Raw genomic sequence first — 11221 nt, forward strand, 5'->3', positions numbered from 1 at the left:
ACGTTCTATCTGCTATTTAGACAAGAGATATTTAGCCACTGCGTGATAAGCCGGCAAAGACGTTGGGTCTATGTAGGCATTTTTGGCCTCTGGGTGTGAAGCGAACCTTACAATTACCATTTCAGCTGTTGGGTCAATATATATGGTTTGCCCATGAACACCGCGTGCTGCAAAAGCGCCGTGTTCGTTATGCGTATGCCACCACATATTGCGATAACTCCATCCCTTTAAACTACCATATACTGATTTACTGAATTTTTCCTTATCGCCACCTTTCATAATATCTTCTATTAATGCGATAGGTAATATTTGCTTTTTGTTGAACTTCCCTTTGTTACGTACCATTTCACCGAACATAGCCATATCTCTCATATTGGCACTAAAACCACCTCCTGCAAAGGCTATTCCTGCACCGTCAATCTGAAAATAGCCATCGACGTGTGTTCCAAGTGGTTTCCAAATGCGCTCTGAAAGTAATTGAGGTATACTTTTACCTGTTACTCTAGATACAATCCAGCCCATAGCATCAGTATTTATCGTCTTATAACCAAACACCTCGCCATGCACGCCTTCCTTTTGGACGGTAGCTAAATATTCATAATAATTAGAGGGTCCGTTTTCAATTTTTGAAAATGGATTGCCTGCAGCTGTAAATGCCCAGATCTCTGCTTTTGGGTTAGAATAATCTTCACTGTATTTTAAACCTGTAGTCATATCTAAAATCTGGCGAATCGTTGCATTTGCAAACGCAGATCCTTTAAGTTCCGGTATGTAGTATTCGGCTGTTTTATTTTCATCCAAAACACCTTCAGCTACTAACAACCCACCAAGAGTACCTGTAAATGTTTTACTTACAGACATGGCTGCGTGAACACCATCTGGCTTCAATGCACCAAAATAGTATTCATAAACAATCTTGCCTTTATGTAAAATGAGCATGCCATCAGTGTAGTTCTTGTCTAAGGATTCTCGCCATGTCATAGTTTCCGAACTATTAGTTGGTGTAAACCTAACATTGTCAATGTCCTCATCTAACCTTACCTTAAACTTATACCCTTTGCCCGAATGTGATTTAACCACAGTGGTTGGCATAAACTGACGCATATGGCAAACGCTATAGCGCAGTGCCGGAAACTGAAAAAAACTACCATCTATTGCAGAAATTATTTTGTCTTTAGTTGGAGGAAAGCCTTGCATCCATGCAAGTTTATTAGGGTCCGAGGCCTTACTATCTAAAATGTCTTGAGCATTTGTATGGATCTGACTCATTATCAAAATAAAGATTAAGAAAAGAACATATTTTTGCATAACAACTTGTCTTACTTAATATTTTAATTTAGTTAATTGGCACTGGATTTTTTTTCCTCTCACAGCCGGTGTATTGGGTTTATCAGCACATTCACAAAGTTTAGTCGTTCCGTAATCATTAGCACGCTCGTGTGCATCTGACCTCGCCCAAACCGTTACGAGCGCACTCTCTTCAGGACTACTTTCACAATCCCCATCAACCTCGAAGGCATGAATAGTATTCTCGTGAAAATATACCAATGGGTCCCTGTCGTATGCTGAACTTGCCCACATGGCGTGCTCATTGGGTGCGCTGGCATCGAATTGAATAACACGTTCGTTTTGTGATTCAGAAACAGTAGTAACATGCTTGTTATTTTCCCTTACAGCAAAAGTTTTAAACTGGTTAACACAAGCTGGCTTACGCATGGTATAATACAATTCTGAGATCGCATGATTGTGGTACGGATATAAGGTATTCACGGATTGTACTACCATACCCACTTCTGCTCCAACTTTCTCGCCATTAATTTCATCGATGCGCAATAATCCCCAGTGCCCAAGAATTTCAGCATAGGCGTAACCGCCTCTGACATTATCAAAATTGCGTTTATTGCGTTCACTTTCCTCAGCATACATAGGGAACCAACCTACAGATGCCCAAAGGTTTGGTAGTGACCTAGCGCTGACATCATAAGGGAAGTTTGGGGGTGTTTTTACAGCATCAGCAGTAACCATCTCATAAAAATTATCTGTAAATGTTTTGCCATAAGCCTTTACCTCTGCATCTGTAACCTTAGTTTCAAAAAAATCTTTGAATGTAGTTCGCTTTAGCCATTGTGCCACCTCAGATTTAGCCTCCAGTTCACCGCCCGGACTGTAAATCCAATCGACATCCTCCCGAGCTGCAAAACACCTTTTAGCCTCATCTGGATTAGCAAGAATTTGATAAATATGTTTTACTAAAAGCTGCATGTCCCGGCGATCCATGACGCACATTTTCTTAAATCCATCTACTGTTTCGTAAGTCGCTTCATCAGAATTAATGCACTTACTGCCTTCTGGAGAAGTTGTTAAAGCAACGGCATAAGCCTCTAGGTATTTTAGGGATTCCTCCCATAATATATCGATATACCGCTGTTCGTTTTTGCTGTACTTCACCTTTTTTTCAAGGCATTTGCAATCTACATTTTTTAAATCTTCAGGATTTATGAAATCTGGTACATCCTGGGCATAAGTGGACGTTATTAATACTGCCATTAATACCGTAGTGAGTGTTTTAATTGTATTGGTTGTCATGTTAAATTAGTTTTTTATTAGAAATACCACTGAATAGAGAAATTGTACCTAAACTCCCAATCATCGGGATTAATAGAACCTGCTCCTAATCCACTATTGGTCTGAGAATCGTTAAACCACCATGCATTTTGAGCAGCCATAAAATCGAACCATAAATAAAATGGTCCTGCTTGCAGTACTGCGCCTGGATTAAAAAGTTTAGAGTCCTTGAAGGAATTTTCATCTTTCCAAACATGACTATATTCTATATAAGCATTAAACTTATCAAATAGCCACCAGTCTATATCCCATAACCGTCTAACACCTCCCACAAAGGTGGTGGCTTTAGCCGCCACTAAACGTTGGTCTGAAAAGAAACCCATTAGCACCGTATTCTCATCGACACCAGCAGGGTTTTTCAAATTATACTCATAACGTGTTCCCTGAGCATAAAAATTCCAGTTGTTATAATACCCAACATAATGTAAAGCAGCAGCCCAACGATCACCGTCATCCTCTACAAGCTGGTTTTTTATTTGTCCGATTTCTCCAGAGAAACCAAACTCAGTGGTTTTATCTGAGCCATAACCAAATGTATAAGCCAGTCTTAAATTGAATTGATTACGCTCAAAGTTTTGTTGGTCTCCACTTACAATTAAGTCTGGAGCCCAGCGATTAGTGGCCGTTGGGTCATTGTACTCCTCGTTACGGTAATATGCCAATTGAAAATCTAAACCGTTTTTATTATAGATATAATGCAACCCTGCATCATGATCGGCTTCTAATCCGAGATAATAATTTAACGAATACCAAAAGCTCGAAGAAATTGAAGGCATTGCTCCAAACGGACTTTGTGTAATTCCATATCGTATCTCATTGTGTTCATCTATCTCCAAACCAAACCACATATGGTGCAAAGCGAACTGGTAGCTCCACCAACGCGCCTGTGCAGAAAATGTAAGTTTAGACTCATTTGCCAGTCCATGTTCACCTGAAACCGATATTCTAAATTGATCGAAATAGAACCCTCTTTGATTGGCATTATTGTCTTGCTGCCAGTCTTGAAAAGCAGATCGCATCCAAAGGGCACCGCCCAAAGAAAAACTAGTTTTTGGACTTACATTAATTTCTATCCCTTGACCCGGAATTGTGTCATTAGGACTAAGGATATTTTTTTCTTGAGCGTTTAGGAATGTTGTTGCGAATAGGAGCGCAATAACAGAAAATGAGGTTAGGGTTTTCATTTGCGGTAATTTTGTTTAGTAGCCACCTTAAAATTATTAAACAAAACCAAAAAAAAAAAAATAATTCCTACTTTTTAGATTGAATTATTGAGAATTTGACAATTTACTATTGTAACTATGAGTCTTTTGTTCTTTATATTGTATGCTTTACTCTAGGTGATAATTACTTGAGATGAAATCCATATTTTGCAAGGTATTATTTGAAAAAGTCTATTTAAAAATTGAATCACGTTGGAAGGGTTTAGATAGCATCTTACCCAACTAAATTAAGAATAAATCAACTTAAAATAAAATATAAGCATGTCTTGTCCTTATTATCAACTCATAACTATATATGCTATTAAACTAAAGTCTTAATTGAGTTTAAACCTCTTTACCCTTCATCATCTTATTCCAATATAAATACGGTAATCCGTATTTTTTCAGCATCCAAAGTCTCCAATGTTCTTTTTCACTATTAAAAACCAACATCTGCTTTAGCTTTGGATCTGGAATAAAATTGCTGTCGTAATCAAATTCTGCGAGTATCATTTTACCATAACCCGTTACCAAAGGACAAGATGAATAACCGTTGTAAGATTTATCTCCTTTTTTACTGTAGGCAATGAGGTTCAATATATTATCTGACACCACAGGAACTTGTTTCCGGATTGCTGCTCCAGTTTTTGCCGTTGGCAAAGCTGCCACATCACCTAAACCAAAAATATTTGGGTATTTGTTATGCTGCAAGGTATGTTTATCTACATCTAGCCAACCTGCTTCATTGACCAAAACAGAGTTCTTGACAAATTTTGGTGCCGTCTGTGGTGGTGCCAAATGCAGCATATCAAAAGGCATTTCAATTATAGACTCACCAGACATAATTTCCCGTAATTCATTATCTTCATTGATAACACATTTGTTCTCTCCGGTACCTACGCCTCTAAAAGTAACTATTTGATTTTCGCTGTCAATTTTAATAGGCGCGTAAAATGGTTTGAAATGGATACCATATTTACTGATCACCTGCATTAGACTTTCCCTAATTTCCTTAACCCCAAAAATAACAGAGCCTGGTGTAGCAAAAACAATATTGCTCTTATGTTTTAATCCATTTTTCTTAAAGTAATCTGCCGCTAAATAAGCAATTTTTTGGGGTGCTCCACCACATTTAATCGGTGTTGTAGGCTGGGTAAATACGGCATTTCCCCCTTTAAAATTTTTAAGGACCTCCCATGTATGCTTAGGATTTGTGTAATTACTACAAACCACATCTTTTCCTAAAGACTCCGTTAAACCTTCAATGAGCGTTGTATCCATTACCAAGCCGGGAGAAACAACTAAATAATCGTAGGTCATATTACCACTCTCCTTGGTAGAAACGGTATTAGAATCTGGCATAAATCCAGTGGCGTAATCTTTTATCCAATCGACTTGTTTTGGCATTACTGATGCCATTGACTTTCTGGTTTTTTCATAGTCATAAGTTCCTGCTCCAACTAAGGTCCAAGCGGGCTGGTAATAGTGCCATTCTGCAGGTTCGATAATGGCGATGTCTAAAGTCTTGTCTTTGGCTAAAAGGTTGGCAGCTGTCATAATACCACCTGATCCACCTCCAATAACCAGAATTTGATAGTGTGATTTCATATTTGATTATAGATTGTTAGTTAGTTTTTACCTTATCAAGTTATAGTCTTAAAAATGAAAAACTGTAACTATTGTTACATTTAGACCTATTGAGCAGCGAAACCATCGCTTCCGCTATTTGTAATTTAAAATACCACCCTTTAAATCGTAAATTTCTGTAAAGCCAATGTTTTCTAATTTTTTAGCGGTTTGTCTACTGCGGTTACCGCTCCTGCAATAGAGATAAATGGGTTTAGCCATATCTAATTTATTGAACTCGACGTTAAATTTACCTGAGAAAAAATCTATGTTTTGAGCATTTTTAATATGTCCGCTTTTATACTCTGAAGGTGTTCTAACATCGACTATTTGAATGTCTCCTTGATTTACTTTTTCTCTAAACTCCTCAGGAGATAATAATGTAATAGCCGTACTTTTAGATTTTTTAGGTCCAAATAATGATGAAAAAAATGACATAATAAATGATGCGTATAAAGTGTTAATTTTTAAAGAATTGGTCAAAAAAAGCATGTACTACCACCACCGTAACACATGCTTTATTATAATTACAACCTGTTTTCTATTTTAAGGTTGAAGGACAAACATAGTCTGTACGAGGTATATCAGTTTGTTTAATAGCCTTATAGCCTCCAGCCACTTCAACCAAATTATGTATACCTCTACTCTTTAATATTGAAGATGCAATTACAGAACGATAACCTCCTGCACAGTGCACATAAAAGGTTTTATCCTCTGGGAATTCCCCTAAATAATTATTTAAATAATCTAGTTGTGTGTTCTTTGCACCGTCTACGTGCTCGGCAACGTATTCACCTTCACGCCTTACATCAAAGACATAATCTTTATTAGCTTCATAGAGCTTAGAGAATTCCTCAGCCGAAATTGAATTTAGAGTATCATACTCCATGCCTTCATCCTTCCAAGCCTCAAAACCACCTTCCAGGTAGCCAATGACATTATCAAAACCCACTCGGGATAATCTTGTTACAACTTCCTCTTTTCTTCCCTCTGGAGTCACTAAAAGCAAGGGTTGAGTGACATCTACAATCAAAGCCCCTACCCATTGAGCAAAATTACCATCGATGCCAATAAAAATTGATCGCGGAATATGACCCTTAATAAATTCTGATTGATGCCTAACATCCAATACAATAGCTTCGGTCTCGTTAGCTGCGGCCTCGAATGCTTTTGGTGATAAGGCGTTTTGGGCCTTATGTATTACACTATCAAAACTTTCATATCCTTTTATATTCATCATCACATTTTGCGGAAAATACCCAGGCGGTTCTGTCAATCCATCCAACACAGCTTCAATGAACTCCTCCTTGGTCATATCAGCGCGTAAGGCATAGTTTGTTTTCTTTTGGTTACCAAGTGTATCTGTTGTTTCCTTACTCATATTTTTACCGCAGGCAGAACCAGCACCATGATTTGGATACACAATTAAATCATCGCTCAATGGCATAATCTTATTTCGTAATGAATCATAAAGGTGCGAGGCCAACTTCTCTTGAGTTAGTTCTGCTACCACTTTTTGGGCTAAATCCGGTCTACCCACATCACCTATAAATAACGTATCTCCTGTAATGATGCCATGCTCTTCCCCATTCTCATCAATTAATAAATAGGTGGTACTCTCCATGGTATGACCAGGTGTATGAATCACTTTGACCTTGTAATCACCAATTTCGAAAACTTGACCATCTTCGGCTACTATAGCATCGTAATTAGGTTTTGCAGTTGGTCCAAAAACAATTTGAGCTCCAGTTTTTTTCATTAGGTCTAAGTGACCTGAAACAAAATCGGCATGGAAATGAGTTTCAAAAATGTATTTTATTTTGGCATCATCTAATTTAGCTCTATTAATATAAGGCTGGACTTCTCGCAAGGGATCAAAAATGGCCACTTCTCCATTACTCTCTAGGTAGTAAGCCGCATGGGCTAAACATCCTGTATAAATTTGTTCGATTTTCATTTTTATATTGATTTAGATTTAACTAGTTATTGCTTAAATTAAGTAAGATTTTAAAATACATTTGTAACTTAAGTTACATAGTTAACTCTTTGTAAATGATGTAAATACCCATTACTAAAACAAACCACCCAAACCCCTTCTTTAACTTCTTTCCTTCAATAAAATTAGACATATAGATACCTATAAAAATACCTATTACGGATAGTGATGTGAATAATAATAAGAACGGCCAGTCAATTTCTAAATTCTCTACATCGCCAATAAAACCAATCAATGATTTAATGGCAATTATGAGAAGTGACGTTGCCACGGCCTTTTTCATTGGTAATTTAGCCAGCAATACTAGTGCGGGAATAATCAAAAATCCTCCACCGGCTCCTACAATACCTGTAACAAGTCCAACTAGCAGTCCTTCTACAATGATGAGTGGATAGTTATAGGATACTATTGAATCCTCTCCATTATCTTCTCTTTTATTTCTTATCATAGAAACCGAAGCCACGAGCATAACCAAAGCGAAAAAAAGCATTATGGCGATGTTATTGGTGACATCAAAATCACCTATTGTTAACACCACATCGGGAATAGCAGGAACCAGATATTTCCTTGCAATATAAACAGCTATAAAGGCTGGAACTGCAAATACAATTGCTGTCCTGAAGTCTACCAATCCTTTTTGAATATTTCTAATGGCACCAACTAAAGAAGATACTCCGACAACAAATAATGAATAAGCTGTGGCTGTTACCGGATTAATAAAAAGTAAATACACTAATATAGGAACAGTTAATATGGAGCCTCCTCCTCCAATTAAACCGAGGACCACACCGATTAGCAAAGCTCCAGCATACCCTAAAATTTGATTTAAATCCATGATTAAGTTGTTTAATTAGGGCTAAAACTAAATCAAAGCCCCTTGGTATTCCGTAACATTTGTTACCTCAATATTACCAAGGGGAAAATAAGAATATCTTTTTAACTTTAAGATATTAAAAAAATGTAGCGTATATGTGTAATCAACTTCAGCTAGGAAGCCTTTTGAGTTAAATTGAGTGATGGTGAGGGAATATATACTTCCAAGAATTTTGAATGTTTTGAAGCAATCTCAACCCTTTTAGCTCTAGCTGGAATCAAAATAGTTTCTCCCATCTTCACCAATTCTTGATATTCACCGATTTTGACATTTGCATTCCCTTCAACACACATATAAATAACAAATGAATCTAATAGCTTATAATCCTTAACCTCTATTCCGTTAACATAAAATGCATTGGTAGTAAAAAAATCACAAGACACTAGCTTTGTATGTTTATCATCAGTAGAATGATCTTCTTTTACCGAATCGTTTGGAAAGACCTTGGTTGCCTCAATGGCCTTTTCGGTGTGTAATTTACGCATGTTACCATTTATATCTTCTCTTTCCCAGTCGTAAACACGATATGTAATATCACTAGTTTGCTGAATTTCAGCAGCTAAAATCCCTGCACCAATAGCATGAATCTCACCAGCTGGAATAAAATAACTTTCGCCTTTTTTTACAGGCCTATTATTAAAAATGGAATTGACATTGGAGGCATTAATGTCTTTTAATACAGATTTGTCAATGGATTTGTCCTTTAACCCTAATACAATTTCCGCATCTTTTTCGGCATCCATGATATACCACATTTCTGTTTTGCCATAAGAGTTATGATATTTGGAAGCCATCTTGTCATCTGGATGCACCTGCACAGACAAATTAGTTTGGGCGTCTAAAAATTTAATTAATAAAGGGAAGTTTTCACCAAAAGCACAAATGTTGGCTTGGCCTAGAAAATCACCTTTAAACTTTTTAATTAAATCATTTAAGGATATGCCTTTGTAAAGCCCATTGGCAACAATTGAAATATTTTCTTCGACTCCAGATATTTCCCAACTTTCACCAATGTTTTTTGACATTGTTTCTTTGTTTAGCAGCAGTGACAACTTTTCACCACCCCAAATTTTTTCTTTTAATATGGGCCTAAACTTTATTGGATATGCATTCATAATGTAGTTTTTTAAATTATTGTTTGTTGTATATTATTTCGTTTATCTGTATCCTTATATTTAAAATAATCCAGAATAGAAAAAATGCTTTTAAACAATGTTGATTTAATGCGTTGTTTACTTTTGTTTTGCTTATCAAATGCAATAATTTCATCCCTTTTAATGCACAACGACATTACAATTTCATTGATGTTGTAATTATGTTCTATTAGAGCATTAGTGTCGATGAATCCTAAATGCTTTAAATTAAAATCGTTGAACATAAACCTTGCACCTGCTCTTTTTGCTGCCTCTCGACTAACTCTCCTCTTTATTTGAACAATTGAAACTTTATCAATACACATGTCTTTTATTTCTGATAATTTCTCTAAAGTGTCAGTATTACTTTCGTTATCAACAAAACACATTTTAATATTCTCAGTTGCATTAATATTTTTAATAAACACTTTAGGGTTTATGTTAATTTCATTGTTGTGAAATATGATGATTATGCCAATGTTCATTTTGATTTATGTGCTTATTTATACAATCTCTAGTTCATTTTTAACTTCGTAAAATTTTTTATCGCTTTTAGGTCTATATACCCAAGCGATTTGGGCTAGCTGAAAGATTATTTTGACAGAATCTCTCATAGATAATTTTGAGCCGTCTGCATGTATCCACCTTTTTAGTGGTTGCTCGCATAGCATTGCTTTCGCTTTCTTTAGTCCAAAATGAATCGTTATTCTTTTAAAGATTTCCACATCAAATATCCACTGCGTGACAAACTTTTTGCTAAAAGCGATATCGATAACATCTTTATGAAAGATTTTTGCACCACATTGTGTGTCTTTGAAATCCATTGAAAGGATTTTTCTTATGATGAAGTTTATTGTTAAACTGATAATCTTTCTTGCTGATTCTTTAGTAATATTAGCGCCCATTCTAGAAATACGAGATCCACTTACAATCTTATAATCTGACGTTTCTATAGTTTTAACTAAATCATCAAAATCAGAAAGGTCTGTAGATAAATCAGCATCTAAAAAACCTATATAATCTAAGTCTTCTTTCTTTGCCATATATAACATCCCAAGCCTAACTGCCTCTGCCTTACCGCCATTTTTATCACAGTCGTAAACAGTTATAAAATCCTCTCTCCCCTTTCTTAAACCATGTAAAACCTCTAAGGTCTTATCATTACTTCCATCGTTAACAAAACAGAGGTGATAACCAGAGTTTTTATCTATAAAATTTAAAAATTCATCACTTAATAAGCGTTCCTCTTCATTATAACATGGAATCACCACACCAACACAGCGTTGCTGAATCATAATACCTTTATTGGTATCAATTGCTTTTTCTAATTCAGGGGCTCCAATTAAACGTTTTACTCTCGCACAAATCTCATTGAGGGTTAATGGCTTTTTCATATAATCACTTACTCCTAAGTCAAAAGCACTTGTTATCACATCATCATTTGTATTTCCAGATAAAATCATTATTGGGATTTCTGATCCTTTAGTAATCCTAATATGGGTTATCACATCAAAACCTGATATATCTGGCATATTAACATCTACAATAACCAGGTCTGGATTAAAAGTATCATATAACTTTAGTCCTCTTTGTGCGTCTGTTTCAATTCTAACATCATATCCTAAATCCACCAAACGCTTTTGTAATGGTAGTAATACTAATTGTTGATCGTCTATTGCTAAAACTTTCATGATGGCTTGTTTTCTTATTATTTACGGTTCAAAAGTACCTGAGATGCCGTCTCCAAAAATTTAATTTAGACAAA

General features: G+C 36.0%; 10 protein-coding genes. All 10 read right to left on the minus strand.

What is annotated here, in order from left to right; all coding sequences use genetic code 11:
• Positions 1-12: 12 nt before the first annotated feature.
• The 10 genes from J4050_RS06460 to J4050_RS06505 all read right to left on the minus strand — a co-directional run bounded on the left by J4050_RS06460 (position 13) and on the right by J4050_RS06505 (position 11147).
• Positions 13-1269, minus strand: coding sequence for a serine hydrolase domain-containing protein (locus J4050_RS06460; protein ID WP_243878569.1), 1257 nt, complete (start codon positions 1267-1269; stop codon positions 13-15).
• Between the two features lie 54 nt (positions 1270-1323).
• Positions 1324-2586 carry a dimethylsulfoniopropionate lyase DddY gene (gene dddY, locus J4050_RS06465; protein WP_208153497.1) on the minus strand — a complete coding sequence of 421 codons (1263 nt, stop codon included), beginning with the start codon at positions 2584-2586 and terminating at the stop codon, positions 1324-1326.
• Positions 2587-2603: 17 nt separating this feature from the next.
• Positions 2604-3809: a hypothetical protein gene (locus J4050_RS06470; RefSeq protein ID WP_208153499.1), complete on the minus strand. Its 1206-nt coding sequence runs from the start codon at positions 3807-3809 to the stop codon at positions 2604-2606.
• Between the two features lie 363 nt (positions 3810-4172).
• Positions 4173-5435, minus strand: coding sequence for an NAD(P)/FAD-dependent oxidoreductase (locus J4050_RS06475; RefSeq protein WP_208153501.1), 1263 nt, complete (start codon positions 5433-5435; stop codon positions 4173-4175).
• 114 nt (positions 5436-5549) lie between these two features.
• On the minus strand, positions 5550-5891 hold the full coding sequence (locus tag J4050_RS06480; protein WP_208153503.1) for a rhodanese-like domain-containing protein: 342 nt from the start codon (positions 5889-5891) through the stop codon (positions 5550-5552).
• A 103-nt stretch (positions 5892-5994) separates the two neighbouring features.
• Positions 5995-7410 carry an MBL fold metallo-hydrolase gene (locus J4050_RS06485; protein ID WP_208153505.1) on the minus strand — a complete coding sequence of 472 codons (1416 nt, stop codon included), beginning with the start codon at positions 7408-7410 and terminating at the stop codon, positions 5995-5997.
• A gap of 73 nt (positions 7411-7483) precedes the next feature.
• Entirely contained in the window at positions 7484-8284 is an 801-nt protein-coding gene (locus J4050_RS06490) for a sulfite exporter TauE/SafE family protein (RefSeq protein ID WP_208153507.1), read from the minus strand.
• A 152-nt stretch (positions 8285-8436) separates the two neighbouring features.
• Positions 8437-9438 (minus strand): type I phosphomannose isomerase catalytic subunit, encoded by a 1002-nt coding sequence (locus J4050_RS06495; protein WP_208153508.1) that lies wholly within the window; start codon positions 9436-9438, stop codon positions 8437-8439.
• Positions 9439-9449: 11 nt separating this feature from the next.
• Positions 9450-9941 carry a family 2 glycosyl transferase gene (locus tag J4050_RS06500; protein WP_208153510.1) on the minus strand — a complete coding sequence of 164 codons (492 nt, stop codon included), beginning with the start codon at positions 9939-9941 and terminating at the stop codon, positions 9450-9452.
• Between the two features lie 18 nt (positions 9942-9959).
• Entirely contained in the window at positions 9960-11147 is a 1188-nt protein-coding gene (locus J4050_RS06505) for a response regulator (protein WP_208153512.1), read from the minus strand.
• Positions 11148-11221 lie beyond the last annotated feature (74 nt).

It is taken from the genome of Winogradskyella pelagia (assembly GCF_017581965.1).
GTDB lineage: Bacteria > Bacteroidota > Bacteroidia > Flavobacteriales > Flavobacteriaceae > Winogradskyella > Winogradskyella pelagia.